Below are 26,438 nucleotides of genomic sequence, written 5' to 3'. Positions count from 1 at the left end.
AAGCGAGATGAGTCAATCGTATAAACAGGCGGGCGTTGATGTCGAAGCTGGTTACGAAGCGGTCGAGCGGATGAAAAAACATGTGGCCCGCACGATGCGGCCGGAAGTGATGGGTGGACTCGGTTCATTCGCTGGATTGTTTGACCTGAGCGGCATGAGCTATCAACAACCTGTTCTTGTGACAGGAACAGATGGAGTCGGAACGAAGCTGAAGCTGGCGTTCGAGATGGATCAGCATGATACGATCGGTGTGGACGTCGTTGCGATGTGTGTCAACGATATCGTCGCCCAAGGCGCAGATCCGCTTCTGTTTCTGGATTACATCGCCTGTGGAAAAAATGAACCTGCCCGGATCGAGCAGATCGTCAAAGGGATTTCGGATGGATGTGAACAGTCCGGGGCTGCGCTAGTCGGTGGCGAAACGGCAGAGATGCCAGGGATGTATGAAGAAGAGGAATATGACCTCGCCGGTTTTGTCGTTGGGATGGCAGAAAAGAAACAGATCATCACAGGTGATGAAATCAAAGAAGGAGACGTCTTAGTCGGTCTTCCTTCCTCTGGTGTCCATTCGAACGGATTTTCTCTCGTCAGGAAACTCATCGCAGACCTGGATCTGGATATGGTACCGGCGGGCTGGACCCGAACACTGGGGGAATCCTTGCTGACGCCGACGAGGATTTATGTTCCTGAGATTCAATCGTTGAAGAAAAACACCGCCATTAAAGGAATCGCACACATTACGGGAGGCGGTTTTTACGAAAACCTTCCACGCACACTTCCGGAAGGGCTTGGCTGCGAAATCGATACCGACAGCTGGCAGGTCCCAGAGGTGTTCCGCTTTTTGCAGGAAAAAGGGTCGATCAGCGATGAGGAAATGTTCGGAGTGTTCAACATGGGAATCGGGATGGTCGTCGTGCTTGATCCTTCTGATGTGAACGCCGCGTTCGGAGCGTGTGATGATGCAGTCGTCATCGGAAAAGTGACGGACGAGGAAGGAGTGCAGGGCATATGATCAACATCGCTGTCTTCGCCTCCGGCACCGGATCGAATTTCGATGCCATCGTCAGCAAAGTGGAATCCGGTGAGCTTGAAGCGAACATCGCGCTGCTCGTCTGTGACCGCATCGGTGCCCCTGTCATCGAAAAGGCACAGAAGCATGAAATCGATACCGTCGTTTACCGGGCGAAAAGTTTTTCAGACAAGGCGGCTTATGAACAGGCCGTGCTGGAGGACTGCCGGCAGCGGGGGATTGAATTCATCGTGCTCGCCGGATATATGAGACTCATCGGACCTACGTTATTGAAGCCTTATGAACGCCGCATCGTCAACATCCACCCGTCCCTGCTGCCTGCATTCCCTGGGAAAGATGCCATCGGTCAGGCGCTGGAGAAGAAAGTGAAAGTGACCGGCGTGACGGTCCATTTTGTCGATGACGGCATGGATACAGGACCGATCATCGCTCAGGAAGCCATCGATATCGATGAGACTGACACAGCGGACGATGTGAAAGACAAAATCCAGGCGGTCGAACACCGTCTCTACCCACAAGTGATTCAATCATTATTCATCAAGGAGGAATCTCAATGAAGAAACGTGCCCTACTGAGCGTATCCAACAAACAAGGATTGACTGATTTTGCAAAAAAACTACATGAACTCGATTTCGAACTTATCTCTACAGGTGGCACGAAACGAGCCATTGAGGAAGCAGGAGTCCCGGTGCAATCCATTTCCGAGGTGACTGAATTTCCGGAAATCATGGACGGACGTGTGAAGACACTTCATCCTTCGGTCCATGGTGGACTACTTGCTAAGCGCTCCAATGAAGAACATATGAAGCAGCTTGAAGAACTGAACATCGAGACCATCGATCTTGTCGCCGTCAACTTGTACCCGTTCAAGGAAACGATTGCGAAAGAAGGCGTCACAGAAAGAGATGCGATTGAGAACATCGATATCGGTGGCCCGACGATGCTGCGTTCCGCTGCGAAGAGTTTTGAAGACGTGGCGGTCGTTGTGGATCCTTCTGATTACGATGAGGTCGTGGAAGGTCTCAAGAACGACGCGCTTTCTTATGAGACCCGACGTAAGCTGGCAGCGAAAGTCTTTCGTCATACCGCCAATTATGATGCGATGATTGCCGAATATTTTTCCGGTTTAACTGAAGAACCATTTCCTGAGACGTATTCTGTGACTTATGAAAAAGTGCAATCGTTACGCTATGGTGAAAACCCGCACCAGAACGCTGCCTTTTATAAGAAAGCGAATTTCGCAGGAACGTCTCTCGCCGAAGCGGAACAGCTGAATGGGAAAGAACTTTCCTACAACAACATCCAGGATGCCAATGCGGCTCTTGAAGTCGTGCTCGAGTTCCATAAGCCGGCAGCGGTCGCGGTCAAGCACATGAATCCGTGTGGAGTCGGAGTTGGCGAGAACTTGTATGACGCGTATGTAAAAGCGTATGAAGGCGACCCTGTTTCTATTTTCGGTGGCATCGTTGCCTTGAACAGGGAAGTGGATGCTGACACAGCGGCGAAATTGAAAGAAATTTTCCTTGAGATCATCATCGCTCCGTCCTTCAGTCAAGAAGCATTAGATATCCTGACTGCAAAGAAAAACCTTCGCTTGCTGAAAGTGGATATGAAAAAAGCGGATCAACCGGCTCATAAACTCGTAACCGTCAACGGCGGGCTGCTCGTACAGGATGCCGATGAAGGGTCTCTGGATGATGTGGAGCTTGAAGTGGCGACAGAACGTGAGCCGTCTGAGCAGGAGCTTGAAGATTTGAAGCTTGGCTGGAAGGTCGTTAAGCACGTGAAATCGAACGCGATCATCGTAGCGAAAGGGGACCGTACACTTGGTGTCGGCGCCGGCCAGATGAACCGCGTCGGTGCAGCGAAAATCGCCTTCGAACAGGCAGGTGAGAACGCGGAAGGCAGCATCATGGCGTCCGATGCCTTCTTCCCAATGCCGGATACTGTGGAGGCCGCAGCGGAAGCAGGCGTGACTGCGATCATCCAGCCAGGCGGTTCCAAACGTGATCAGGATTCCATTGATGCCTGCAACAAACATGGCATCGCGATGGTCTTTACTAGAATGCGTCACTTCAAACATTAATGGAGAGGGTGGAGTCTAATGAACGTATTGGTCGTCGGTCGAGGAGGCCGTGAGCACAGCCTTGTGCAGAAGTTGGCAGAAAGTGATCAGGTCGAGCGCATTTTCGCTGCCCCTGGAAATGCAGGGATGAGTACGGTTGCTGAATGCATCGATACGAGTGAGCAGGATTTCGGAGGGCTGGTTGCTTTTGCACGCGAGAACCATGTAGAACTGACCGTAGTAGGGCCGGAAAACCCTTTGCTTGATGGTTTGGTGGACGCTTTTCAGGAAGCGGACCTACGGGTATTCGGTCCGACCAAAGCGGCTGCACTTATCGAAGGAAGCAAACATTTTGCCAAACAGCTGATGCACAAATACGAGATTCCGACTGCTGGGTACGCTGCTTTTTCAGAAGTAGAAGCCGCTCAAGCCTTCATTAAAGAAAAAGGCGCACCGATTGTGGTGAAGGCGGATGGACTGGCAGCTGGAAAAGGTGTGGTCGTAGCTGAAACTGTGGACGAAGCGCTGACAGCAGTGGAAGATATGCTTGAAAACGGCCAGTTCGGTGATGCGAGCCGGGAAATCGTCGTAGAGGAATTTTTGGCAGGGGATGAGTTCTCCCTGATGGCGTTTGTGAATGGTGCGGAGGTCTATCCGATGCTCCCTGCGAAAGATCATAAGCGGGCCTATGATGGAGATCAGGGTCCAAATACAGGCGGGATGGGTGCTTTTGCTCCTGTAAAGGGATTGAATAATTGGTCGTACGCGTTTGCCGTCGAGGAAATCGTAAAACCAGTAGCGGCAGCGATGGTGGAGGAAGGCCGATCGTTTACCGGTATCCTGTACGCAGGCCTGATCGAAACTCTTACAGGTCCAAAAGTGATTGAGTTCAATGCGCGCTTCGGTGATCCGGAAACGCAGGTTGTCCTGCCTTTACTGAAAAATGATCTTGTACAAGTGATGATCGATGTGCTGGACGGGAAAAATCCTGACCTGATGTGGTTGGAGGGTTACTGTGCAGGGGTTGTCATCGCTTCTGAAGGCTATCCGGGGGCATATGAAAAAGGACGTCCGTTACCTGAGTTGAAAGCAGGGGAAGATGGCTTTGTCGTCCATGCAGGCACCGCTTGGGAAGACGGGAACTATGTATCCAGCGGCGGGCGCGTCCTTCTAGTTGGAAGTAAAGGAGAAGACTTGGCGCAAGCGCTGGACCGTACGTATCAATCGCTACAGCCGTTTGAGGATCAGAGCGACTTTTTCTATCGAAGGGATATCGGACGATCATCAGTCTCTTCTGCGGCTTCTCATGCCGACATAGAATAAAGCGGCAATCGATCCGATGATTGTGACAATGACGAAACCGACATCTGTGAAGTATTCCATAAAATCCATACGTTTCATCCTTTTGAAGAAAGAGCGGGGCCGCCCGCTCTTCTTTTGTTGGTGATGGTGATATATCAATTAAAATCTGGTTATATCAATTAAAATATAGATATATCAGCTAAACTTTATTTTTATCGGCCCAATTTTTAATATATCGACGGAACAAGAAAATCATCGGCAGAAACATGCCGGACACCTCCGCGTTTATTGGTCCTGCGGAATATTCTGCTGCCAGCTTTGCTCGATGCCGTCTTTTTCTGTAGACATTTCTTCATAGACGGCGGTCAAAGGGCAAAAACGTACAATTCCTTCCGCAACTTTCAATGCAGACAACATAATCAGAAGCGGATGAGAAGAATCACACTCTCTGCGTGAACCACGGATGGTCAAATAGGTCAGCATACTAAGACCTGCGGTGATGCGGACCATACTGTTGATGATTCCGATATTCGGTTTCATTGTGCTTCCTCCTTACCAGAATGGAAGTTCCTGTGTTACCATAGAACATAATGATCTCAGGGAGGTACGCTCCATGAACGAAACACGTTTCCGTTGGCGGAACCGTCAGCTGCGTGAACATGCAGCCATCATTGATGGGAAAACGGCGCCGACGAAATTAATCAAAAATACAACATACTTGAATGTTTACTTAAAGAAATGGATGCATGGCCATATTTGGTTGTATGATGATCGCATCATCTATACCGGCCAAGAGCTTCCTTCCTATACAGAAGGCACGGAAATCATAGATGGCACAGACAGTTATATTGTGCCTGGCTACGTTGAACCGCATGCCCACCCATTTCAGTTATATAATCCCCAGAGCTTTGCAGAATATGCGGCAGAGACAGGGACGACAACGCTCGTCAACGATAACTTGATGTGGCTTTTTTTAACGGAAAAAGAGAAAGCGTTTTCTTTATTGGAGGAAATCATTGATTTGCCGGCTACGATGTACTGGTGGGCCCGTTTTGACCCGCAGTCGGTGCTGCGTGACGAAGATCGTCACACTTTCGATTCGCAGATTCCGGACTGGATTACTCATGATGCCGTAATTCAGGGCGGGGAGCTGACCGCCTGGCCGGATGTTCTTCACCATGGAGACGAGCAGATTCTGCATTTTATGCAGGAGACCAAACGCTCAAGAAAGCCATTGGAAGCTCACCTGCCGGGTGCATCTGAACAAACGCTTGTGAAAATGCGTTTGCTCGGTATGGATTCAGAACACGAATCGATGACCGCTGACGATGTATTGAAGCGCTTGGAAATCGGTTATCATACAGGTTTGCGCTATTCTTCCATCCGTCCGGATCTTCCGGATATTTTACAAGGGTTAGTGGATCAAGGTCACAACCACTTCGACCATATGATGTACACGACAGATGGATCGACGCCTGGCTTTTATCGTGAAGGACTGATCAATCCATGTATCCAGATCGCATTGGATGCAGGCGTCCCGGAAATCGATGCATATATGATGGCTACGTATTATGCGGCCCGTCACTTCGGGATAGAAAATCGTGTGGGGAGCTTGAACGCCGGGCGCGTCGCTCACCTGAACTTTTTATCACATCCAAAAGATCCGATGCCCCACTCCGTCATCGCTAAAGGTGAGTGGACAAAGCGTGATGGTGAAGTTTTAAAAAAAGAAACACCGATCCAGTGGGAGAAAAATGGTGTGAAGCCGCTTGACCTCAATTGGGAAGTGACCGATGCGGATATGCAGTTTTCCATGCCGATCGGTCTTGAGATGGTGAATGATGTCATCATGAAACCATATGCCATCGACACCGACGTTTCCACCGACCGGCTGAGTGAAGACAATAAAGAATCTTACCTCATGATGATGGACCGGGAAGGGGAATGGATGGTCAATACGCTGCTGAAAGGGTTCACACAGACCTTAGGCGGCCTTGTCAGCTCTTACAGCAATACAGGCGATATCATATTGACGGGGAAATCACGTAAAGATATGAAGAAGGCCTTTCAACGCATGAAGGAAATCGGTGGCGGGATTGTGCTGGTGAATGAGGGTGAAGTCCTTTATGAACTTCCGTTGGCCCTTGGCGGCGTAATGGCCGATTTGCCGATGAAAGAGCTTATAGAGGAAGAAGCGAAATTAAAAGATTGCCTGCTGCAGCATGGGTTTACGTTCAATGATCCCGTCTACACGCTCCTCTTTTTATCGTCCATGCACCTGCCGTTCATCCGGATTACACCGCTTGGAATCATGGATGTGAAAAAGAAAGAGGTACTCTTTCCTTCAATAATGCGTTAAAATAAAAGAGGGAAGTGCTGTTATTGAGAAAGCTTACATTCTTCAGCTTGCTTATCGTCCTTCTGCTCACCGCCTGTAACGAGGAAGCAGGGGCTGTACAACCTGAAGATACGAAAGAGAAAGAAACAGCGGTCGAAGAACAAATAGAGACAGAAGAGAACGTGACCGTTGATGAAAAGGAAGAAAACGAACAAGCCTATACAGAAACGTTCCCACTGACAGGTGAACCGACGGCGGATAAAGCCGATCATCGGGCCTTGTCCGTCATGGTGAACAACCACCCGAAAGCAAGACCGCAATCAGGGTTGAGCCAGGCCGATATTGTCTATGAAATTTTGGCAGAGGGGCAGATCACACGCTTCCTTGCTTTGTTCCACAGTGAGATTCCTGATACAATAGGGCCGGTAAGAAGTGCACGTCCATACTATTTCAAAATCGCTGATGGGTTTGATGCGCTTTACACGTACCACGGGGCGTCCATGGCCATCAATCAGCAGGTAGCCAGCAGCGGGATCGATTATCTGGATGGAGCGATGTATGATAACAACGGCTGGTTATTTGAACGGTCCTCCGATCGTTCAGCCCCTCACAACTCTTATCTTTTGACAGAGGGAGTCGAGCAGGCGGCTGCAACTAAAGGCTATGATGCTGAAGGGGCACCTGAAGCGCTGCCTTTTACTGAGAAAGACTCCTTCGATGGTACGCAGGTGGATGACGTACAGATCACATATGGCAGTCGGACGAATGTGAGGTTCACCTATGATTCTGAAAGAGAGCAGTTTTTACGTTCCAGTGATGGAGAGCCGACCATCGACCGTTTGAATGAGGAACGGGTGGCCGTTGATAATGTCTGGATCATAGAAACGGGTCACCAGATCATCGATGGCGCAGGTCGTCGAGCGATTGATCTTACTTCAGGCGGGAACGGGAATCTTTTACAAAAAGGACAAATGAAAGAAGTAGAGTGGAAGAACGTCGATGGACGATTGCTTCCCTATAAAGACGGCAGCCCGCTGGCATTTACCCCGGGTAAGACTTGGGTGAACATCATTCCAGGGAACGCCGCAGTAGAAACGGAGTAAGGAGGGAAAAGGCATGCAGATCGATAAATTGAGAGGAAAGACGCTTGATCAACTGTTCGAAGCGGTATTATCTTTGCAAAGTGTAGAAGAATGCTATGAATTCTTCGATGATCTCGCAACGATGAATGAAGTCCAGTCACTCGCTCAGCGATTGGAAGTAGCGCGCATGCTGCGTGAAGGCTTCACTTATCATAAAATTGAAACCGAAACAGGTGCATCCACGGCGACGATCTCCCGTGTGAAACGCTGCTTGAATTATGGAAATGACGCTTATACACAAGCGCTTGACCGTGTACAAGCGAAACAAACCGAATAGGTGAGGAGAGGCTGCCAACAGGATGTGGGCAGTCTTTTTTGATGGCTGCGGAGAAAAACCATCCATGATTCTAAGAGAAACCGGACAGGCATAGGCTAGTACTATGGAAGGGGACCTGTCCGATGAAAACGATGTTGAAAAAAGGCGCCATGATCATTCTCGGCAGTATGATACTTTCACTCGGCATCAACTTTTTCCTGATTCCGGATCATGTGTTGGATGGAGGCATCATTGGAATCGGGATGATTGCCAATTACATATGGGGGCTTGAAGTAGGGCTGACGATCATCTGCTTCAGCATTCCGATCTTTACGCTCGCCTGGTTCTTTTACCGCTCTTATTTCTACAACAGTCTGCATGGGCTGCTCATTTCTTCTTTTTCCATTGACGTTCTCCAAGGGCTGCGCGCCCATCACCTGCCGCTCGATCCAGCGATCAGTTCCATCATAGGAGGGGCACTTGTGGGTGGGGGAATCGGTTTGATGCTCCGGGTGCATACAAGCACAGGCGGCACTGACCTCCTCGCGCAAATGATCGCCGACTGGTGCAAAGTCAATGTCGGTTTCGTCATTCTCGCGATTGACGCTGTCGTCATCGGTGCGAGCGGCTACCTGTTCTCCCTCGAGACGCTCATTCTCTCCGCCATCACCATCCTAAGCGTCGGCCTCGTCACCATGACCTTCACATCCACCCGCCTCCTCCCCGAACAACCATCATGACTTGAGCGTGTGGGTGGTGGTAGTTATGGTAATAATTGTATGACCTGGTCATCCAGCATTTTACATCAGAAGAATATCACAACCCACCTCTCTTTTTGCTTAGAGAGGTGGGTTTTTATGTATTTGCAATTTATGGTGTACCAGGTCATACAGATATTTCCAAACTAATCCCACCGCCCCTTCAAACTCCCTCTTTTGATTGGTCATAGATTTGTTTGGTTGTGCCCCTCAACCCGGGGATGAAAATTTGCTATAATGGGTAGATGGATAACTGTTGTTTTGGAGGACGGAAATGTACAATATAAGCGAGTGGGATCATGTGTTCAAGCTTGATCCGAATAAGACGATCACAAACGCAGACTTAGAGAAGATAGGCTCATCAGGCACAGATGCGATCATCATCGGCGGTACAGACGGTGTCACGTTCGAAAACGTCACGGATTTGCAGGAACGCCTGGAGTCCTTTGACATCCCTTATGTGCTTGAAGTGTCAGACATCGAAGCCATTGCGCCCGAATTTCATGCCTATTTCATCCCTCTTGTCCTGAACAGTGGACATAAGAAGTGGATGATCGATGTGCAGCACCAGGCGATCAAAGAATATGGCGATGTGATCGAGTGGCAGGACATGCTGACGGAAGGGTATTGTGTCCTCAACCCGGAAGCGAAAGTGTTCAAACGGACCGATTGTACGCTCCCCGATCATGAAGATGTCCTCGCCTATGCCCGGATGGCTGAACACATCTTCCATTTGCCCGTCTTCTACATGGAATACAGTGGTACTTACGGGAACCCCGGCTTGGTCAGGGACGTGGCCCGTGAATTGAAAAATACATCTCTCGTCTACGGCGGAGGCATCCGTTCGGAAGAACAGGCGGCAGAAATGGCCGCTTACGCAGATGTCATCGTTGTCGGCGATGTGATTTATGATAACCTAGAGGTTGCTCTTAAAACGGTCGAAGCCGTTAAATCAATGAAGATGAAGGATGGTGGACCCTCATGACACAGGCATTGAACGCATTGATTCAAGGCTTGAATACAGAACAACGAGAAGCGGTGACCCACACAGAAGGCCCGCTGCTCATCATGGCAGGTGCCGGAAGTGGTAAAACACGTGTACTGACACACCGCATCGCCTATCTACTTAGTGAAAAAGATGTAGCGCCACGGAATATATTAGCGATTACCTTTACCAATAAAGCGGCACGCGAAATGAAAGAGCGTGTCGAATCTCTTGTCGGCAAAGACGGGGAAAAAATCTGGATGTCCACGTTCCACTCGATGTGTGTACGCATCCTGAGACGGGACATCGACCGGATCGGTTATGACCGCAACTTTTCCATCCTCGATTCGAGTGATCAGCTTTCTGTCATTAAACAAGTGCTGAAAGAGATCAATCTTGATCCGAAAAAATGGGACCCGCGTGCGATGCTCGGTGCCATCAGTAATTCAAAGAACGAATTGATGACGGCAGAGGATTATGAAAAACAGGCGAACAACATGCACGAAGAACAAATCGCCCAAATCTATAAAGGCTATCAAAAGAAACTCCGCAAAAATCAGTCGCTCGATTTCGATGACTTGATCATGCAGACATTGAGGCTTTTCGATGAAGTGCCCGAAGTGCTGGAATCCTACCAGCGCCGTTTTCAGTACATTCATGTCGATGAGTATCAGGATACGAACCATGCCCAGTATCAACTCGTCAAACATTTGGCGAGCCGTTACCAGAACCTATGTGTCGTCGGTGATTCCGACCAGTCGATTTATGCATGGCGCGGGGCGGATATTCAAAACATCCTGAACTTTGAAAGTGATTATCCGAAAGCTCGGACGATCCTGCTTGAGCAGAACTACCGCTCGACAGAATTAATCCTGGATGCTGCCAACAATGTCATCGATAAAAACAGCGGCCGTAAACCGAAGCGTCTTTGGACGGATAATAAAGGTGGAGAGAAGATCCATTACCACCAGGCAGGCACGGAACGTGAAGAAGGTCTTTTTGTCACAGATAAAATTGAAGACCTCGTCCGCCAAGGGAAGTTCCGTTACCAGGATGTTGCTATTTTGTACCGTACGAACGCTCAGTCCCGTACGATTGAGGAAACGTTCGTCAAAGCTGGCGTGCCGTACCAAATGATCGGTGGGACGAAGTTCTATGATCGTAAAGAGATCAAGGACATGCTTGCTTACCTGCGTCTGATCGCAAACCCGAACGACGACCTCAGCTTCCAGCGTGTGGTCAACGAACCGAAACGCGGTGTCGGGAAAACGAGTATGGATAAGATGCTTGCCTATGCGGCCGATCACGATATTTCCCTTTATGAAGCGGCAGCCGAAGTCGATTTCGTCGGCGTGAGTGCGAAAGCAGCGAAAGCGATCATGAGTTTCCGTAAAATGATCCAGACGTGGGCTGAGCAACAGGAATTCCTTTCTGCGACTGATATGGTTCAGGAAGTCATCGATAAGACCGGCTATGAAGAGATGCTTATGAACGAGAAGAGCATTGAAGCACAAAGCCGTCTTGAGAACATCGAAGAATTCAAATCTGTGACGAAGAACTTTGAAGAAAATGCGGAAGATAAGACACTCGTCGCCTTCCTGACCGATCTTGCACTGATTGCGGATATTGATTCTATGAATGAAGACCCTAGTAGTGATGATACAGTGACGTTGATGACCCTGCACTCTGCGAAAGGTCTGGAATTCCCGGTCGTCTTCCTGATTGGTATGGAGGAGAACGTCTTTCCGCACAGCCGGGCACTAATGGATGAAGAGGAGATGGAAGAAGAACGCCGTCTTGCTTATGTCGGAATCACCCGTGCAGAGAAAGAATTGTTTATTTCCCATGCAAAAATGCGCACGCTTTACGGACGGACGAATATGAATCCGATCAGCCGCTTTATTCATGAAATTCCGGAAGAGCTGGTTGAAGGAAAAGAACAGAAGGAAGAGCTGCCATTTTTCAATAAAAAACGGGAAAGCACGCCGTTCGGTGCGAAGCCTCCAGCCGCTCCGAAGAAACGGGCCGCGAAGAAACCGGAGAAGAAAGCTTCCTCAGGAGGCGAGAAAATCGGCTGGCAGCCGGGCGACAAAGCGCAGCATAAGAAGTGGGGCGAAGGAACGGTCGTCAAAGTGCAGGGCGAAGGAGATGCGATGGAACTCGATATCGCCTTCCCGGCACCGACAGGCATCAAGCGCCTGCTTGCCCGTTTTGCTCCGATTACGAAAGCGTAAGGAAGTGGATGGATATGAACGCAACGGAAGCTAAGCAAAAGATTGAAGCACTCAGAAAGGATCTCGAGCAGTACAGCTACGAGTACCACACGCTCGATGATCCGAGTGTTTCGGACTATGAATATGATAAAAAAATGCAGGAACTGATCAACCTCGAAGAAGAGCATCCAGATTTGCAGACACCCGATTCACCTTCTCAGCGGGTTGGAGGCAAGCCCCTTGATGCTTTTGTGAAAGTGCAGCACGACATCCCCATGCTGAGCCTGGGAAATGCCTTCAATGATGAAGAACTCCGTGATTTTGACCGTCGTGTCAAAAACGGCACCGATGCCGAGGTCAATTACGTATGTGAACTGAAAATCGACGGCCTTGCGGTTTCTTTGAAATATGAAGATGGGATCTTCGTTCGGGGAGCGACTCGTGGAGATGGGACGACAGGGGAAGATATTACGAAAAACCTTCGTACCATCCGAAATATCCCTCTTCGCCTGAACGAGCCGATGACCGTGGAAGTCCGCGGTGAAGCGTATATGCCGAAGAAATCGTTCATGGCTTTGAATGAAGCCAAGGAATCGAATGGGGAAGAGCCTTTTGCCAACCCGCGAAACGCAGCTGCGGGTTCCTTAAGGCAGCTGGACCCGAAAATCGCGGCCAAGCGTAACCTCGATATTTTCCTTTATGGCATCGGTGTGTGGGAGAACGATCCGACCGAAGCGCACAGTGAGCGTCTGGAAAAAATGAAAGAGCTCGGACTGAAAACCAACCCGGAATGGAAAAAGTGTAACGATATCGAAGAGGTCATCGACTATGTAAATAGCTGGGTCGAACACCGTGCAGATCTTGATTACGAAATTGACGGCATCGTCATCAAAGTGGACAGCCTCGATCAACAGGAAGACTTGGGCTTTACTGCGAAAAGCCCGCGCTGGGCAACGGCCTATAAGTTTCCGGCAGAAGAAGCGATTACGAAACTCAAAGACATTGAACTCAGTGTCGGTCGTACAGGTGCCGTGACACCGACAGCGATTCTTGATCCTGTCAAAGTCGCAGGAACAACGGTTCAACGCGCATCTTTACACAATGAAGACCTGATCATCGAAAAAGATATCCGCATCGGAGATACCGTCGTCATCAAGAAAGCGGGAGACATCATTCCTGAAGTCGTCCGTGTAGTTGAAGATCAGCGTACTGGTGAAGAAGAACCGTACCGCATGCCGGAAGAATGTCCGGAGTGTGGCAGTCAGCTCGTCCGTCTTGATGAAGAAGTCGCCTTACGCTGTGTGAACCCGAACTGCCCGGCTCAACTGCGGGAAGGCTTGATCCACTTCGTTTCAAGAAATGCGATGGATATCGAAGGACTTGGGGAAAAAGTGATCGCCCAACTGTTCCAGGAAAACTTGATTCATACGATCGCAGACTTGTATAAGCTCGACCGTGAAGAGCTGCTGCAGCTTGACCGTATGGGTGAAAAATCCGTGGAGAACCTTTTGAATGCGATTGAAGCTTCAAAAGAAAACTCCCTGGAGAGACTGCTTTTCGGCCTGGGAGTCCGTTACGTAGGTTCGAAGGCGGCGAGTACGCTTGCCCAGCATTTTGAACATATGGAAGCGCTCGTCGAAGCGGATGCCGCTGCGCTTGAAGCCATCCCTGAAATCGGCAGCAAAATGGCCGAGTCGATTGCCAGCTATTTTGACGAAGACCAGGTCATACAGTTATTGGAAGAATTGAAGCAGCTCGGCCTGAATATGGAGTATAAGGGTGCGAAGAAGAGTGATCAGCCGATCGATTCTCCTTTTAACGATAAGACCGTGGTCATCACAGGGAAAATGGAAGAATACAGCCGTTCGGACATGAAAAAGATGATTGAGGAACTTGGCGGGAAAGTGACAGGAAGTGTGAGTAAGAAGACCGACCTGCTCATCGCTGGCGAAGACGCTGGTTCCAAGTACACGAAAGCATCAGACCTGGGGATTGAAATTTGGGATGAAGAGCAGTTCAAAAACGCTCTATCCTGATCGTTACAAACGTTTTATGGTTATACAAGAGTAGCCGGAGCGTAGGAAAACATACGCGCTCCGGCTGGTCTCATTAAGGGAGTGGAAAGCATGAGGAAGATGCACGCACTGTTGCTTAGTTCTTTGCTCGTCGTAAGCGCGTGTACGCCCGTTTTTGACAATAGAGAAGAAGTCATACAAGAAACGAAAGATGAAAAAAATAATCAATCCGCCATCATCCCGAACTACAATATGTCGGAGCAGGATTACCGGATGATTCTCACAGAGAGCAGTCCGAAGGTTTCAACGGCACGTGCGGTGACGACGAACCAGATGGGGAACCGGATGGACATTGATGAATTCGAAAGCGGCCTTCGCCGTCATTCCAAAGAATACTTTGATCCGGACAAGTATTTCTTTCAACCGGGACAATACTTTGAAGGCGATACGCTGCTTCGGTGGTTAGGCAGGGAGAGTGGGAGCAATGAAGACGGCTTGAATCCCGAGCTTAACGAAGATGAAGCGACCGAAGAAGAGTTTCGTGAAAGCCCCCGTTATATCTCAAATATCATCGAGCAGAATTACTTAGTCAGACAAGATGAAAACAAGGTGGAATTGAGAGGACTGACCATCGGAATCTCATTGAGAACCGTCTACAACTTTACCGCTGAGGACCGAAGCTTTTCTGAGGACCACTCGACCGAAGAACTCCTTCAAAAAGGGAAGGAATACGCGGGAGAGATTTTGAAGCGGATTCGGGAAAGAGAAGAGCTCAACGGTGTACCAGTCGTATTCGCCTTATATGAAGAAGAGGAAGCAAGTTCGAAAGTTCCAGGCAAGTTTTTAAGTAAAACGTATGTCAAAGGATCGGACCTTACCATCAATGGTTGGGATAATATCGATGAAAAGCACGTGCTGTTTCCTTCCAAGGAAGCAGAAGACGATCACTTCGATGATTCACAGATCTTTTCAGACTTCCGAAAAGAAGTTTCCGACTACTTTCCGAACTTCGTAGGGATGATTGCCAATGGTTTTTACGTCAATAACGACCTTCGCGAAGTGTCGATTGAAATACCGATCCAGTTCCAGTCTGAATCGGAAGTTGTCGGTTTTACACAATATGTGTACAGTCTTGTAAACGAAATGTTTGCCGACCATTACAATGTTCAAGTGAATATCCACAGTATGGATGAACCGGAAAGCCTGATCGTTAAAAAAGCCGGCGAGCAGGAACCTTTCGTTCATGTGTATGAATAACAATAAGACCGCCCGGGCCTGCCCTGTGCGGTCTTTGTTATTAAAGTAAATAGCAGGATTGTTGAAGGCTCCGTTTCTAGACTATTGTGGGAGTTTAGGGCTCCGGGAAAAGGTTCGCTTTCCGTGGGCGAGTAATGAGCCTCCTCGAGCTGACGCTCTCCGAGGTCTCATCTACCACGCACTTCCCACAGGAGTCTCACCGTCTCCCTCTTTGAAATAGTGAAATTTCGACAAAAGAAGAAAAAAGTCGAGTAATTTTGATGAAATACACAAATATTTGAACTCAGTTTCACACAGTAGAATATTTGCTTAGAAATCGGTCTCAATCGATTGAACTAGATTCACCGTTACGATAGAATAGTTATGGAAACGCTTAATGTGGTAATTTTCAAACTATTACATAGCGTCACCCATCTTACTTTTCAAGGAGGCGGTTTTTCATGGTAGTCCCTTACAAACACGAACCATTTACTGATTTCACAGTGGAAGAAAATCGGAAAGCTCTGCAGGCGGCAATTAAGCAGGTAGAAGCGGACCTTGGAAAAGAGTACCCTCTCATCATCGGTGGGGAGAGAATTGTCACGGATGACAAGATCAAGGTCGTTAATCCGGCTAACAAGAAAGAAGTCATCGGCTATGTGTCGAAAGCGAACCAGGATCTTGCTGAGAAAGCTCATCAGGTGGCAGATGAAACCTTTGACTGGTGGAGAAAGACGAAAGCGAAGTTCCGTGCAGACATCCTTTTCCGCGCGGCAGCGATCGTCCGCCGTCGTAAGCATGAGTTCACGGCACACCTTGTCAAAGAAGGCGGAAAACCATGGAAGGAAGCGGATGCGGACACAGCAGAAGCAATCGACTTCATGGAGTATTATGGGCGGCAGATGCTTGAAATTGATAAAGGCGTGGAAATCAATTCACGTCCGATTGAAAATAACAGGTTCCATTACATCCCGCTTGGAGTAGGGGTGGTCATTTCTCCTTGGAACTTCCTGTTTGCTATCATGTGCGGAACAACGGTTGCCGCAATGGTATCCGGGAATACGGTGCTTCTGAAGCCGGCGAGTGCAACTCCGATCATCGCTTATAAAATGATGGAAGTGTTAGAAGAAGCCGGACTGCCGAAAGGGGTCATCAACTACATCCCTGGAAGCGGAAAAGAAGTCGGCGACTATCTGGTCGATCATCCTCGTACGCGTTTTGTAAGCTTTACAGGCTCCCGTGAAGTGGGTACCCGTTTATTCGAGCGTGCCGCAAAAGTTCACGAAGGCCAAAAATGGTTGAAGCGTACCATCATTGAAATGGGCGGGAAAGATACCATTGTTGTAGACAGTGATTCTGACCTTGAGCTTGCGGCAGATGCGATTACGTATTCGGCTTTCGGTTTCTCCGGCCAAAAATGTTCCGCCTGTTCCCGTGTCATTGCTCATGAAGATGTGTATGATGAGCTGCTTGATCGAGTCGTTCAGAAAACGAAGGAACAGGTCAACTATGGTGATCCAATCGATAACAGCAACTACATGGGACCGGTGATCGACCAGGGCGCTTATGATAAGATTATGAGTTATATCGGAATCGGTAAGGAAGAAGGAAGGTTAATGACAGGCGGCAAAGGAGACGACAGCAAAGGCTGGTTCGTCGCGCCGACTGTTTTTGCTGACCTTGCTCCGGATGCCCGTCTCATGCAGGAGGAAATCTTCGGTCCTGTTGTAGGTTTCACGAAGGCGAAATCTTTTGATGAAGCGATTCAGTTCGCAAACAACACCGACTACGGCTTAACAGGAGCTGTTATTTCCAACAATCGCGAGCATATTGAAAAGGCACGCGATGACTTCCATGTCGGGAATTTGTACTTCAACCGCGGGTGTACGGCTGCAATCGTAGGTTATCATCCATTCGGTGGCTTCAACATGTCAGGAACGGATTCAAAAGCCGGTGGTCCTGATTACCTTATTCATCATATGCAAGGAAAAACAACGTCTGAAATGCTGTAATAGAACGACCAAAAAATCCCTCTTCCACATGTATGTGGAAAGGGATTTTTTCATGAAAAATGGAACATACTAACGCTGTAGGGAAAAGGGAACATTTCCCCATTTTTCTATGACCTCTAAAATTTTTTAAAATAAATTTTGTGAATGAATATCATAAAAATGTCACATATATGTATTTTTATACTATATAAACGAATAAACATTCAATTATGACCTATTAACACAATTTTTGCAATGTTCGTATAAAAGTTATATGATATAGTTGTACCTGTGTTTGGTTTTTTTAAGTCAATATGACTTAAGAACCATGCGTCGGTACGATTTGCATAGGATTGTATAAACCAACATTTGGGAGGTGGAAATGTGTTTGAACTCGCTACTGCAACATCAGCATCCATCGCTGGAGCAACATGGTTCTGGTTATTTGTACCAATGCCAATTTTAATCATTCTATCTATCATTACACTATTCACTGAGAGGAGCGAATAACAAAACATGAGTACTGCTACGTTAATAACGTTTATTGTCTATTTAATCGGTATGCTGGGAATCGGTTTTGCTGCATATCGTCTTACAAGTGATTTATCTGACTATGTCTTAGGTGGTCGTCGTTTAGGTCCAGGAGTTGCCGCACTATCTGCCGGTGCATCCGACATGAGTGGTTGGTTGCTGCTAGGTTTGCCTGGTGCGATTTACGCTGGAGGCTTGTCCGCAGCTTGGATCGGTGTCGGTCTAGCTATTGGTGCATACTTAAACTGGCAGTTCGTCGCACGCCGACTTCGTGTATTTACGGAGATTGCAAATGACTCGATTACTGTTCCAGACTATCTTGAGAACCGCTTCCGTGACCACTCCCACGTGTTACGTGTCATTTCTGCAGCTGTCATTCTTTTATTCTTCACCTTCTATACATCTTCCGGTATGGTTGCCGGTGCGAAGCTGTTTGAAGCTTCCTTTGCTTTGAGCTATACACAGGCTCTATGGTTAGGCGCAATTGTTACTATTTCTTACACTTTCTTAGGTGGATTCCTAGCCGTAAGTTGGACAGACTTTGTTCAAGGTATCCTGATGTTCTTTGCCTTAATCGCTGTGCCGATTGTTGCAATTACTGAACTTGGTGGTTGGAATGCTGCGACAGACGCAGTAGCCCAAATCGACCCATCTCACTTGAACATGGTTCAAGGTGTCGGTGCCCTTGCGATCCTATCTTCTCTTGCCTGGGGACTTGGTTACTTCGGTCAGCCGCACATCCTTGTACGTTTCATGGCTCTACGTTCTCCTAAGGACGTTCCAAAAGCACGTTTGATCGGTATTGGCTGGATGGTTCTAGGTCTTTACGGTGCCATCTTCACAGGTCTATTCGGACTTGCTTACATCAACACAGCAGATGTAGCTGATCTTTCTACATTCAATGCAGAAGTGATGACAGAAGGCGGCATCCAGATGCTTGTCGACTCTGAGAAAATTTTCATCACGTTCTCTCAAATCCTGTTCCACCCTGTCATTGCCGGTATCCTACTAGCAGCGATTCTTTCTGCTATCATGAGTACCATTGACTCTCAATTGCTTGTATCTTCTTCTGCACTTGCAGAGGACTTCTATAAAGCACTGTTCCGTCAGAACGCGACAGAAAAAGAATTGGTATGGGTTGGTCGTGCTGCCGTAGCCGGTATCGCCTTGATTGCCGTGCTTCTTGCAGGTAACCCGGACAGTACCGTTCTTGGTCTTGTATCCTACGCATGGGCAGGTTTCGGTGCCGCATTCGGTCCCGTTATCATCCTGTCCCTATTCTGGAAAGGCATCACACGTAATGGTGCGCTTGCCGGAATCATCGTCGGTGCCGTTACCGTTGTCATTTGGGGAGACTTCCTGAGTGGCGGATTCTTCGACCTTTATGAAATCGTACCTGGTTTCATCCTAGGTGGACTTGTCGCTATTCTTGTCAGTCTTTCTGGTACACCACCGAAAGATATTGCTGAAGAATTTGATAAAGTTACGAAAATGTAAGAAGTTCTTCATTACAAAATTCCCGGTCTTATGGCCGGGAATTTTTTTGTTTCAGGGCCTTTAGCCCGAGGAAGCTCACTGTACGCTCATGGAAAGCGATAGATTCCCGGACCTTTAAGCACGATTGAAATTAACGGAAACACTCTCAGCAAGAGGAAACTTTCGCGATAAGACAGCGCCCTTCTGATGTGTTAAACTAAGAAAGGTGTATCCGTACGTTGAAAATGGATTCTGATATTTGGTATGATCATATATTATGTGAGATCGAAATGGAGGTCGCATTATGTCCAGAATTAGCAAAGAGGAAGTGAAGCACGTCGCGAATCTCGCGCGCCTTGCGATCACGGAAGAAGAAGCAACGACATTCACGAAGCAGCTTGATGACATCATCACGTATGCCGAACAGTTGAATGAATTAGATACAACAGGCGTCGAGCCTACGACCCACGTTCTTGATTTGAAGAACGTTATGCGTAAGGACGAGCCGAAGAAATGGATTTCTCAGGATGATGCACTGAAAAATGCACCAGACAAGCAGGATGGACAGTTCAAAGTGCCATCCGTATTGGAATAAGGAGGTTCGACGATGTCTTTATTTGACTATACATTACGTGAGCTTCAAGAGAAGCTACATAATAAAGAGATTTCCGTCACAGATTTAGTGGAGGAATCTTACAAACGAATCGAAGAAGTGGACGACGAAGTCCAGGCCTTCATCACGCTCAACAAAGAAGCGGCAACGAAGCAGGCGGCAGAACTTGACCAGGAGCGCGGCAACGACGATGCGAAGCTCTTTGGTCTGCCAATCGGTGTGAAAGATAATATCGTAACAAAAGGACTGCGTACGACAGCAGGAAGCCAGATTCTGTCTAACCTGGATGATCCTTTGTATGACGCGACCGTTGTCAACAAACTGAATGACGCCAAGTCCGTTACGATCGGAAAATTGAACATGGACGAATTCGCGATGGGTTCTTCCAACGAAAACTCAAGCTACGCAGCCGCTCGTAACCCTTGGAATACCGATTACGTTCCTGGTGGATCCAGTGGTGGTTCTGCCGCAGCTGTAGCCGCAGGAGAAGTTCCTTACTCCCTTGGTTCTGATACCGGTGGTTCGATCCGTCAGCCAGCCGCTTATTGTGGTGTGGTCGGATTGAAGCCGACTTACGGCCGTGTGTCCCGTTTCGGACTCATCGCGTTCGCCTCTTCTCTTGACCAGATTGGACCAATCACTCGCAGCGTCGAAGACAACGCGTTCTTGCTTGAGACAATCGCTGGTCATGACAAGATGGATTCGACTTCTGCCAACGTTGAAGTGCCGAAGTACACCGAGTCTCTGACTGGTGATGTGAAAGGCATGAAGATCGGTGTACCGAAAGAATACCTTTCTGAAGGGGTTTCTGAAGAAGTAAAAGAAGCGGTCAAAGCTGCTCTTAAAGAATATGAAAAAATGGGAGCGACTTGGGAAGAAGTTTCTCTTCCTCACTCCAAGTACGCGCTATCCACGTACTACCTGATTTCGTCTTCGGAAGCATCTGCGAACCTGGCCCGTTTTGACGGTGTCCGTTATGGTAAGCGTGCCGAAGATGCGAAAAACATGCTCGACATGTTCATGCGTTCCCGCGCCGAAGGTTTCGGTGACGAAGTGAAGCGCCGCATCATGCTTGGAACCTTCGCGCTGAGCTCCGGGTACTACGATGCGTACTACAAGAAAGCCCAGCAGGTTCGTACATTGATCAAGAACGACTTTGAAAAAGTGTTCGAAGACTACGATGTCATCATCGGGCCGACAACACCGACTCCTGCCTTCAAAGTAGGGGACAAAGTCGATGATCCAATGACGATGTATGCGAACGATATTTTGACGATTCCGGTTAACCTTGCAGGCGTACCAGGAATCTCCATCCCATGCGGTTTCTCTGGAGACGGTCTGCCGATCGGCCTTCAGATCATCGGAAAACACTTTGATGAAGGTACCGTTTACCGTGCCGCTCATGCCTTCGAACAGGCGACTGATTATCATAAACAACGCCCGTCCCTTGGAGGTGCGCGCTAATGAACTTTGAAACGATTATCGGACTTGAAGTCCACGTAGAATTGAAAACAGACTCGAAAATTTTCAGCCCGTCTCCGAACATGTTCGGAGATGATCCGAATACGAACGTGAACCCGATCGACCTTGGGTACCCAGGTGTGCTGCCGGTATTGAACGAAGAAGCCGTCAACTTCGCGATGAAGGCATCCATGGCATTGAACTGTGACATCGCGACAGACACGAAGTTCGACCGTAAAAACTACTTTTACCCGGACAACCCGAAAGCTTATCAAATCTCCCAGTTTGACAAGCCGATCGGTGAAAATGGCTACATCGATATCGAAGTCGATGGCAAGAAGAAGCGTATCGGAATTACCCGTCTTCACATGGAAGAAGATGCAGGTAAGCTGACACACAGCGATGACGGATACTCCCTTGTCGACTACAACCGTCAAGGTACGCCGCTTGTTGAGATCGTATCCGAGCCGGACATCCGTTCACCGAAAGAAGCGTACGCGTACTTGGAAGCCTTGAAAAACATCATCCAGTACACAGGCGTTTCCGACTGTAAAATGGAAGAAGGTTCCCTACGTTGTGACGCCAACCTTTCCATCCGCCCAATCGGCCAGGAAGAATTCGGTACGAAGACAGAGCTTAAGAACTTGAACTCCTTCTCCTTTGTACAAAAAGGTCTGGAATTCGAAGAGAAGCGTCAGCAGAAAGAATTGCTTTCCGGAGGAGAAATCCTTCAGGAAACTCGTCGTTACGATGAGCAGACGAAAGAAACGATTCTGATGCGTGTCAAAGAAGGTTCTGACGACTATCGTTACTTCCCAGAGCCGGATCTTGTGCCTCTACACATCGATGAAGCTTGGAAAGAACGCATCCGTGCCGAAATTCCTGAGCTTCCAGATGCTCGTAAGAAGCGTTACATCGAAGAACTGAAGCTTCCAGAATACGATGCAATGGTTCTGACAAACAACAAAGAGCTTTCCGATTTCTTCGAAGAAACCATTGCCGAAGGAGCGGACATCAAGCAGGCATCGAACTGGTTGATGGGTGAAGTTTCTGCTTACATGAACAAGCACTATAAAGAACTTCATGAGCTTGAGCTGACACCGGCTTCTCTTGCGAAGATGATCCAGTTGATCGAAGACGGAACGATCAGTTCCAAGATCGCGAAGAAAGTCTTCACAGAGCTAGTAGAAAAAGGCGGCGATCCTGAGAAGATCGTTAAGGATAAAGGACTTGTTCAGATCTCCGACGAAGGCCAACTGACGGAAATCGTTGTCGGCATCATGGACAACAACCCGCAGTCCATCGAAGACTTCAAGAACGGAAAAGACAAAGCCCTTGGATTCCTTGTCGGTCAGGTGATGAAAGAAACCAAAGGACAAGCGAACCCGCCGATGGTCAACAAGATCATCCTTACAGAAATGGAAAAGCGCTAAACGCTTGAATAATAAGGAAAGCACGCACTTGCTGGTGCGTGCTTTCGTATGGTTTAGGACTTGCCATCATATACTATAGAAATGGTTTGCAAATCCAGGAAAAAGCGCTATGATGTAGAATGGAACATGCTTGGATAGAAAAGGGGGTCATACACGATGAAAAGTGCCCGAATTATATATAACCCGACCTCTGGAAGAGAAGTCATACGCAAGGTTCTCCCGGACATTTTGCAACGGTTCGAACAGTCCGGTTATGAAACCTCCACTCATGCCACAACATGTGCTGGTGACGCCGTCAAAGCAGCAGAATACGCCGTCGATCGTGAATTCGACCTTGTCGTCGCTGCAGGGGGAGACGGAACCATCAATGAAGTGATCAACGGACTTGCCGAAAAACCACACAAACCGAAAGTCGGCATCATTCCAGTCGGGACAACGAACGATTTCGCCCGTGCTTTACACGTGCCTAGAAACATTCATAAAGCGGTGGATATCATCCTGGAAGGCTACAGCCATCCGCTCGATATCGGCCGTGTCAACGACCAATATTTCATGAACATCGCCGGTGGCGGTAAAATAACCGAAATCTCGTACGAAGTACCAAGTAAGCTGAAAACAATGATTGGGCAACTCGCCTACTACTTAAAAGGTATCGAGATGCTGCCATCCATTCGTCCGACTTATGTCGAGATGGAGTATGACGGCAAATGGTATGAAGGCGAAATCATGCTTTTCCTCGTCAGTAACACCAACTCTGTCGGCGGCCTTGAAAAACTGGCGCCATCTGCCCGTATGGATGACGGACTTTTCGACCTGATGATCATTGAAAAAATGAACATCGCAGAATTCGTCCGCTTAGCGACACTCGCCATCCAAGGCAACCACTTGAATCACCCGAAATTCATCCACACGACCGCAAGCCGTGTGAAAGTGAAGACAGATGAAAAGATGCAGTTGAATATTGACGGAGAATTCGGTGGATTATTGCCCGGGGAATTTGTCAATTTATACAGACATCTGGACTTTTTTGTCCCAGAAGATATATTCAAAGAAGAAGAAGCTGACGAAGAAGAATAATGGGGAGCGCTGCTGTGTGAGACAGTGGCGTTCTTTTGTTTTGTTTAAGGGGAGTACAAGCCTACCGGGGCGACTCCCCACTTAGAGATATCCCGCTGCGTCGCCCAGCTGCTCGAGGTCATAAGTCCACCGGAACTGAAAAGAAAGGTCACTTTTCAGTTCCGGTGTTCTTATGCTTGTCGCAGCTACCCAGGGCGACTCCGCACTAACTGATATGATAAACTAAAAGTAGAGTATATAGATAAAGCGATAAAGGACGGATGAACAATGGCGAAACCGAAACCGCCGGTACAGAAAAACGAGACGATTGAACTGAGCTTTGAAGATTTGACCCACGAAGGCAATGGGGTAGGGAAAGTCGATGGTTATCCACTTTTCGTACCGTATGGCCTTCCAGGTGAAAAGGCCGAAGTGAAAGTCGTCAAAGTGAAAAAGAACTTCGGCTTTGGCAAGCTGGTGAAAGTGACAGAATCAAGTGAAGACCGTGTCGAGCCGCCATGTGATGTTTTCTACCAGTGCGGCGGCTGTCAGCTTCAACATATGAGCTATCAAATGCAGCTCGATATGAAACAGAAGCAAGTGAAAGACAACATGAAGAAAATCGGACACCTCGAGCATGTCCCTGTCCACCCGACAGTCGGTATGGAGGACCCGTGGCGTTACCGCAACAAAGTCCAAATTCCTGTCGGGCAGAAAGAAGACGGCGAATTGATGACTGGTTTCTACCAGAAACGAAGCCACAACATCATCGACATGGACACATGCCTGATCCAGGACGAAATGAACGATCGCATGGTCGAAACCGTCCGCCGCATCGCATCCAAACACGGAATCGATGCCTATGATGAACAGACCCATCGCGGTGTACTGAGACACATCATGGTCCGTACCGGCCAGAATACGAAGGACATCATGATTGTACTCGTCACAAAAACGAAAAAGCTTCCGCACAAAGACAAAATGATCGATGAGATCCGTGATGCTTTTCCAAACGTGAAATCGATCGTCCATAACGTCAACAGTGCGAAAACGAACGTCATCCTTGGAAAAGAAACGAACATCATCTGGGGCGATGAGTACATTTATGACACGATCGGCGATATCCGATTCATGATTTCACCGAAGTCGTTCTACCAGGTCAACCCGACCCAGACGAAGAAACTTTATGACCAGGCGCTAGACTATGCCGATTTAAGAGGCGGGGAAACCGTCATTGACGCTTACTGCGGTATTGGAACCATTTCCTTGTTCCTCGCTCAAAAAGCGAAGAAAGTGTACGGCGTAGAAATCGTACCAGAAGCCGTCACTGATGCGAAGAAGAATGCCCGCCTGAACAAGATGGAGAACGCAGAATTCTATGTTGGACAAGCGGAAGAGCTTATGCCATGGTGGCGTAATCAGGGACTTCGTCCAGATGTGATTGTCGTCGATCCTCCACGTAAAGGTTGTGACGAAGAGCTGTTGAAGGCGATGTTGGATATGGAACCGGAGCGTATTGTCTATGTTTCCTGTAATCCGTCGACGCTTGCTCGTGACTTGCGTATTTTGGAAGATGACGGGTATGAAACGAAGGAAGTTCAGCCGGTCGATATGTTCCCGCAGACGAGTCACGTAGAGTGTGTGACATGGTTAGAGAAGAAAGAAAAGTAAATCTCAGGAGTATTTCTTAAGGGAGTTTTTGAAGTGGAAGCGAACAAAATGTGGTTGTCGTTACCAAAGGATTTTAGAAAGCAACTGATAGCCAATGTCTATTGTACAAACTGTAGTGATATTGTCACAATCACTGACTTCATCATCGTTGATCATCCTGTGGGTGTTATGTTGGATGGCAAATGCGAAAACTGTGGCAGTAAAGTAGCGAGAGTAGTGGAGATGGATGAATGAAGTGAAAGTGAATTCTTAAGCCTATAAGGGACCGATTGTTGTGTTTGGTGAGGTAACCACACAACAAACGGCCTTTTTTTACATGTTATATTCTTTGAAGTGCGGGGTAACTTTATATAGGAAGCGTTGTCCCATTCTTATAAAAAAAGAATCGTGATAGAGTAATACGCTAAGGTGAATGAGGGCACTTAATTAAGGGTATAGATAAGGAAACCCTTGGCCAGAATCTTGACACCAACGAAAGCGAAACTACAAAAACTACATTACATTCACTCACTAGGAAGGGGAATTTCTCATGGCTGATGAAAATATAAGCAAAGATTTAGTAGATGCTGCGTTTAAAAAGAAAGAATCAGAAGAACAAGAGGAAGTAAAAAAAGAGGAAAAAGCGACCGTAGGCGATATTATAACTTTCCAAAAAGACGGCCAACAGTTTGAAGCTGTCGTAACTTCTGCTAATTTACAAAACTCGGTTGTTTGCGATATGACCATTATGGATGATTTCCACGAGCGCAATTTAGATTTCGAAAAAACTGTAGTTGCTCATACAAACTACAGCATTAAAAAACGTCGCGACATTTAAGTAATATATATAAGAGCATCCCACTTTATAAAGTGGGATGCTCTTTTTG

23 protein-coding genes are annotated in these 26,438 nt (G+C 47.9%); 21 read left to right on the top strand and 2 right to left on the bottom strand.

Annotation, left to right across the window (positions count from 1 at the left end; genetic code table 11):
* Window positions 1-7 precede the first annotated feature (7 nt).
* Genes purM through purD form a run of 4 tightly spaced genes read left to right on the top strand, consistent with a single transcriptional unit; the run spans window position 8 to window position 4,418 of the window.
* Complete coding sequence (purM, locus tag VKA52_RS15725; protein ID WP_326316364.1) at window positions 8-1,012, top strand: phosphoribosylformylglycinamidine cyclo-ligase; 1,005 nt, start codon at window positions 8-10, stop codon at window positions 1,010-1,012.
* A complete protein-coding gene (gene purN, locus VKA52_RS15720) occupies window positions 1,009-1,587 on the top strand; it encodes a phosphoribosylglycinamide formyltransferase (protein WP_326316363.1) in 579 nt (192 codons plus the stop codon). Before purM ends, purN begins: the two co-directional genes overlap by 4 nt.
* Window positions 1,584-3,116 carry a bifunctional phosphoribosylaminoimidazolecarboxamide formyltransferase/IMP cyclohydrolase gene (gene purH / locus VKA52_RS15715; protein WP_326316362.1) on the top strand — a complete coding sequence of 511 codons (1,533 nt, stop codon included), beginning with the start codon at window positions 1,584-1,586 and terminating at the stop codon, window positions 3,114-3,116. Before purN ends, purH begins: the two co-directional genes overlap by 4 nt.
* Window positions 3,117-3,134: 18 nt before the next feature.
* The gene (gene purD, locus VKA52_RS15710; protein ID WP_326316361.1) at window positions 3,135-4,418 is read left to right on the top strand and encodes a phosphoribosylamine--glycine ligase; all 1,284 of its coding nucleotides are present in this window, start codon (window positions 3,135-3,137) and stop codon (window positions 4,416-4,418) included.
* Here purD and VKA52_RS15705 read toward each other — a convergent pair.
* On the bottom strand, window positions 4,380-4,496 hold the full coding sequence (locus tag VKA52_RS15705; protein ID WP_326316360.1) for an EYxxD motif small membrane protein: 117 nt from the start codon (window positions 4,494-4,496) through the stop codon (window positions 4,380-4,382). The genes purD and VKA52_RS15705 overlap by 39 nt on opposite strands.
* A 186-nt stretch (window positions 4,497-4,682) precedes the next feature.
* Entirely contained in the window at window positions 4,683-4,937 is a 255-nt protein-coding gene (locus VKA52_RS15700; protein ID WP_160913920.1) for a YgaP family membrane protein, read from the bottom strand.
* A gap of 73 nt (window positions 4,938-5,010) precedes the next feature.
* Here VKA52_RS15700 and VKA52_RS15695 point away from each other — a divergent pair, with 73 nt between their 5' ends.
* The 17 genes from VKA52_RS15695 to VKA52_RS15615 all read left to right on the top strand — a co-directional run bounded on the left by VKA52_RS15695 (window position 5,011) and on the right by VKA52_RS15615 (window position 26,389).
* On the top strand, window positions 5,011-6,756 hold the full coding sequence (locus tag VKA52_RS15695; protein WP_326316359.1) for an adenine deaminase C-terminal domain-containing protein: 1,746 nt from the start codon (window positions 5,011-5,013) through the stop codon (window positions 6,754-6,756).
* 23 nt (window positions 6,757-6,779) lie between these two features.
* Window positions 6,780-7,838, top strand: a complete 1,059-nt coding sequence (locus VKA52_RS15690) for a DUF3048 domain-containing protein (RefSeq protein WP_326316358.1) — start codon at window positions 6,780-6,782, stop codon at window positions 7,836-7,838.
* Between the two features lie 13 nt (window positions 7,839-7,851).
* Window positions 7,852-8,154 carry a YerC/YecD family TrpR-related protein gene (locus tag VKA52_RS15685; protein ID WP_089651501.1) on the top strand — a complete coding sequence of 101 codons (303 nt, stop codon included), beginning with the start codon at window positions 7,852-7,854 and terminating at the stop codon, window positions 8,152-8,154.
* A gap of 131 nt (window positions 8,155-8,285) precedes the next feature.
* On the top strand, window positions 8,286-8,873 hold the full coding sequence (locus VKA52_RS15680; RefSeq protein WP_206947257.1) for a YitT family protein: 588 nt from the start codon (window positions 8,286-8,288) through the stop codon (window positions 8,871-8,873).
* Window positions 8,874-9,165: 292 nt separating this feature from the next.
* Window positions 9,166-9,876 carry a heptaprenylglyceryl phosphate synthase gene (locus VKA52_RS15675; protein ID WP_326316357.1) on the top strand — a complete coding sequence of 237 codons (711 nt, stop codon included), beginning with the start codon at window positions 9,166-9,168 and terminating at the stop codon, window positions 9,874-9,876.
* Window positions 9,873-12,110, top strand: coding sequence for a DNA helicase PcrA (pcrA, locus tag VKA52_RS15670; protein WP_326316356.1), 2,238 nt, complete (start codon window positions 9,873-9,875; stop codon window positions 12,108-12,110). The genes VKA52_RS15675 and pcrA overlap by 4 nt, the downstream gene beginning before the upstream one ends.
* 14 nt (window positions 12,111-12,124) lie before the next feature.
* Window positions 12,125-14,125 (top strand): NAD-dependent DNA ligase LigA, encoded by a 2,001-nt coding sequence (ligA, locus tag VKA52_RS15665; protein ID WP_326316355.1) that lies wholly within the window; start codon window positions 12,125-12,127, stop codon window positions 14,123-14,125.
* A gap of 90 nt (window positions 14,126-14,215) precedes the next feature.
* Window positions 14,216-15,361: a CamS family sex pheromone protein gene (locus VKA52_RS15660; protein WP_326316354.1), complete on the top strand. Its 1,146-nt coding sequence runs from the start codon at window positions 14,216-14,218 to the stop codon at window positions 15,359-15,361.
* 440 nt (window positions 15,362-15,801) lie between these two features.
* Window positions 15,802-17,352 carry an L-glutamate gamma-semialdehyde dehydrogenase gene (gene pruA, locus VKA52_RS15655; RefSeq protein WP_326316353.1) on the top strand — a complete coding sequence of 517 codons (1,551 nt, stop codon included), beginning with the start codon at window positions 15,802-15,804 and terminating at the stop codon, window positions 17,350-17,352.
* 495 nt (window positions 17,353-17,847) lie between these two features.
* Complete coding sequence (gene putP, locus VKA52_RS15650; protein ID WP_160916099.1) at window positions 17,848-19,359, top strand: sodium/proline symporter PutP; 1,512 nt, start codon at window positions 17,848-17,850, stop codon at window positions 19,357-19,359.
* Between the two features lie 283 nt (window positions 19,360-19,642).
* Complete coding sequence (gene gatC / locus VKA52_RS15645; RefSeq protein ID WP_089651494.1) at window positions 19,643-19,933, top strand: Asp-tRNA(Asn)/Glu-tRNA(Gln) amidotransferase subunit GatC; 291 nt, start codon at window positions 19,643-19,645, stop codon at window positions 19,931-19,933.
* A 12-nt stretch (window positions 19,934-19,945) separates the two neighbouring features.
* On the top strand, window positions 19,946-21,415 hold the full coding sequence (gene gatA / locus VKA52_RS15640; RefSeq protein WP_326316352.1) for an Asp-tRNA(Asn)/Glu-tRNA(Gln) amidotransferase subunit GatA: 1,470 nt from the start codon (window positions 19,946-19,948) through the stop codon (window positions 21,413-21,415).
* A complete protein-coding gene (gene gatB / locus VKA52_RS15635; protein ID WP_326316351.1) occupies window positions 21,415-22,845 on the top strand; it encodes an Asp-tRNA(Asn)/Glu-tRNA(Gln) amidotransferase subunit GatB in 1,431 nt (476 codons plus the stop codon). Before gatA ends, gatB begins: the two co-directional genes overlap by 1 nt.
* Before the next feature lie 156 nt (window positions 22,846-23,001).
* Complete coding sequence (locus VKA52_RS15630) at window positions 23,002-23,922, top strand: diacylglycerol kinase (protein WP_160913944.1); 921 nt, start codon at window positions 23,002-23,004, stop codon at window positions 23,920-23,922.
* A gap of 267 nt (window positions 23,923-24,189) precedes the next feature.
* Window positions 24,190-25,572: a 23S rRNA (uracil(1939)-C(5))-methyltransferase RlmD gene (gene rlmD / locus VKA52_RS15625; RefSeq protein WP_326316350.1), complete on the top strand. Its 1,383-nt coding sequence runs from the start codon at window positions 24,190-24,192 to the stop codon at window positions 25,570-25,572.
* Between the two features lie 48 nt (window positions 25,573-25,620).
* A complete protein-coding gene (locus tag VKA52_RS15620) occupies window positions 25,621-25,806 on the top strand; it encodes a hypothetical protein (RefSeq protein WP_244157098.1) in 186 nt (61 codons plus the stop codon).
* Window positions 25,807-26,101: 295 nt separating this feature from the next.
* Complete coding sequence (locus tag VKA52_RS15615) at window positions 26,102-26,389, top strand: YkvS family protein (protein ID WP_326316349.1); 288 nt, start codon at window positions 26,102-26,104, stop codon at window positions 26,387-26,389.
* The last annotated feature ends 49 nt before the right edge of the window (window positions 26,390-26,438 follow it).

It is taken from the genome of Halobacillus sp. HZG1 (genome assembly GCF_035818575.1).
Classification (GTDB): domain Bacteria; phylum Bacillota; class Bacilli; order Bacillales; family Halobacillaceae; genus Halobacillus; species Halobacillus litoralis.
This window is presented reverse-complemented; position numbering and strand designations above follow the sequence as displayed.

What these genes read in the sequence shown, in the direction of transcription:
- purM (WP_326316364.1), top strand. Translation starts at nt 8, where the DNA reads ATGAGTCAATCGTATAAACAGGCGGGCGTTGATGTCGAAGCTGGTTAC.
- purN (WP_326316363.1), top strand. Translation starts at nt 1,009, where the DNA reads ATGATCAACATCGCTGTCTTCGCCTCCGGCACCGGATCGAATTTCGAT.
- purH (WP_326316362.1), top strand. Translation starts at nt 1,584, where the DNA reads ATGAAGAAACGTGCCCTACTGAGCGTATCCAACAAACAAGGATTGACT.
- purD (WP_326316361.1), top strand. Translation starts at nt 3,135, where the DNA reads ATGAACGTATTGGTCGTCGGTCGAGGAGGCCGTGAGCACAGCCTTGTG.
- VKA52_RS15705 (WP_326316360.1), bottom strand. Translation starts at nt 4,496, where the DNA reads ATGAAACGTATGGATTTTATGGAATACTTCACAGATGTCGGTTTCGTC.
- VKA52_RS15700 (WP_160913920.1), bottom strand. Translation starts at nt 4,937, where the DNA reads ATGAAACCGAATATCGGAATCATCAACAGTATGGTCCGCATCACCGCA.
- VKA52_RS15695 (WP_326316359.1), top strand. Translation starts at nt 5,011, where the DNA reads ATGAACGAAACACGTTTCCGTTGGCGGAACCGTCAGCTGCGTGAACAT.
- VKA52_RS15685 (WP_089651501.1), top strand. Translation starts at nt 7,852, where the DNA reads ATGCAGATCGATAAATTGAGAGGAAAGACGCTTGATCAACTGTTCGAA.
- VKA52_RS15680 (WP_206947257.1), top strand. Translation starts at nt 8,286, where the DNA reads ATGTTGAAAAAAGGCGCCATGATCATTCTCGGCAGTATGATACTTTCA.
- VKA52_RS15675 (WP_326316357.1), top strand. Translation starts at nt 9,166, where the DNA reads ATGTACAATATAAGCGAGTGGGATCATGTGTTCAAGCTTGATCCGAAT.
- pcrA (WP_326316356.1), top strand. Translation starts at nt 9,873, where the DNA reads ATGACACAGGCATTGAACGCATTGATTCAAGGCTTGAATACAGAACAA.
- ligA (WP_326316355.1), top strand. Translation starts at nt 12,125, where the DNA reads ATGAACGCAACGGAAGCTAAGCAAAAGATTGAAGCACTCAGAAAGGAT.
- VKA52_RS15660 (WP_326316354.1), top strand. Translation starts at nt 14,216, where the DNA reads ATGAGGAAGATGCACGCACTGTTGCTTAGTTCTTTGCTCGTCGTAAGC.
- pruA (WP_326316353.1), top strand. Translation starts at nt 15,802, where the DNA reads ATGGTAGTCCCTTACAAACACGAACCATTTACTGATTTCACAGTGGAA.
- putP (WP_160916099.1), top strand. Translation starts at nt 17,848, where the DNA reads ATGAGTACTGCTACGTTAATAACGTTTATTGTCTATTTAATCGGTATG.
- gatC (WP_089651494.1), top strand. Translation starts at nt 19,643, where the DNA reads ATGTCCAGAATTAGCAAAGAGGAAGTGAAGCACGTCGCGAATCTCGCG.
- gatA (WP_326316352.1), top strand. Translation starts at nt 19,946, where the DNA reads ATGTCTTTATTTGACTATACATTACGTGAGCTTCAAGAGAAGCTACAT.
- gatB (WP_326316351.1), top strand. Translation starts at nt 21,415, where the DNA reads ATGAACTTTGAAACGATTATCGGACTTGAAGTCCACGTAGAATTGAAA.
- VKA52_RS15630 (WP_160913944.1), top strand. Translation starts at nt 23,002, where the DNA reads ATGAAAAGTGCCCGAATTATATATAACCCGACCTCTGGAAGAGAAGTC.
- rlmD (WP_326316350.1), top strand. Translation starts at nt 24,190, where the DNA reads ATGGCGAAACCGAAACCGCCGGTACAGAAAAACGAGACGATTGAACTG.
- VKA52_RS15620 (WP_244157098.1), top strand. Translation starts at nt 25,621, where the DNA reads ATGTGGTTGTCGTTACCAAAGGATTTTAGAAAGCAACTGATAGCCAAT.
- VKA52_RS15615 (WP_326316349.1), top strand. Translation starts at nt 26,102, where the DNA reads ATGGCTGATGAAAATATAAGCAAAGATTTAGTAGATGCTGCGTTTAAA.